This is a genomic window from Paraburkholderia lebeckiae (genome assembly GCF_014201005.1).
In the GTDB taxonomy this organism is placed as follows: Bacteria; Pseudomonadota; Gammaproteobacteria; order Burkholderiales; family Burkholderiaceae; genus Paraburkholderia; species Paraburkholderia tuberum.
In genome coordinates, this window is record NZ_JACHDK010000078.1 from 1 (window position 1) to 1,218 (window position 1,218).

The window sequence follows — 1,218 nt, forward strand, 5'->3', positions numbered from 1 at the left end:
CTAGGGAAACGCTGATTAATGAACTGTCGGATCGGCTTGCAGATCAAGACGCGTCAAATTTTCTGGATAACGAATCGAATCGACGCTCATTTCGGTGATTTTGGCTCGCAAACGAGCCCCTCTTCTCTCATTTTTCATACGCATGACGGATTGCTCCCATGAACCGATCGCAACAGATTTCGCGCAGTCACCAGATTCGCCAGAGCGAACAAGCTGAACAGTTGCGCCGTGTTCTTGGCCAAGCCCTTGTATCGGGTTTTGCGATGGTGAAACAGGTTCTTGACGATATGGAACGGATGCTCAACGCGCGAACGGATTTGCGCCTTGGTCCGCTCAAGCGCAGTCACCAGGTCCTTCAGCGGCCCGTCCTGCATCGCCTTGATCTTTCCGCGCTTGGCAGCGACGTGCCAATTTGCTGCCTTGCCTTTCATTTCATCACGCTTGTCTACACCAATGTAGCCTGCGTCGGCGAACGCTTCCTCTTCATGGCCGTGCAGCAGCAAATGGGCTTGCGACACATCCGACACGTTGGCCGCCGTGCCAACCACACTGTGGACCAAGCCCGAATCGGCGTCCACGCCAACGTGGGCTTTCATCCCAAAGTGCCATTCGTTTCCCTTCTTCGTTTGATGCATCTCCGGGTCACGGCTCTTCCCGGCGTTCTTGGTCGACGGTGGCGCTTCGATGATCGTCGCATCAACCAGCGTGCCCTCCTTCATCATCAGTCCACGCTCACACAGCGAGATACCGATCTCGTCGAACAGCTTCCGTGTCAGTTCGTGCTCGATCAACAGGCGCCGGAATTTCAGCAGCGTGGTCGCATCCGGAACGTTCTCGACTGCCAGATCGATGCCGGCGAAGGCGCGCAGCGCAATGCTGTCATACAGCGCGTCTTCCAGCCCTTCGTCCGACAGCCCGTACCACTGTTGCAGGAAATAGATCCGCAGCATTCGCTCCAAGCCAATCGGCGGACGGCCTCGCGTGCCCTTCGGGTAATGCGGTTCGATTGCAGACAGCAAACGCTGCCACGGCACAATCTGCTCCATCTCCGCCAGGAAGCGTTGGCGCCTCGTCACGCGCTTCTTGCCTGCAATTTCCGCTTCCGCGAAGCCGATCTGCCTCTTCATCCTCGTGAGTCCGTTCTGTGAGCTGCCTTCTATAACGTCTTCGGCTACGTGAGCGATGACCGCCGAGCTCCATTAATCAGCGTTTCCCTAG

General features: G+C 56.8%; 1 protein-coding gene. It reads right to left on the minus strand.

Translation table 11 applies throughout. From position 1 onward, the window contains the following. Positions 1-134 precede the first annotated feature (134 nt). Positions 135-1,127 carry an IS5 family transposase gene (locus tag HDG39_RS34540; RefSeq protein WP_184012744.1) on the minus strand — a complete coding sequence of 331 codons (993 nt, stop codon included), beginning with the start codon at positions 1,125-1,127 and terminating at the stop codon, positions 135-137. Positions 1,128-1,218: the final 91 nt, after the last annotated feature.

Bases quoted from the DNA above. Each gene is read 5' to 3' on its own strand.
- HDG39_RS34540 (WP_184012744.1), bottom strand. From the start codon at position 1,127: ATGAAGAGGCAGATCGGCTTCGCGGAAGCGGAAATTGCAGGCAAGAAG.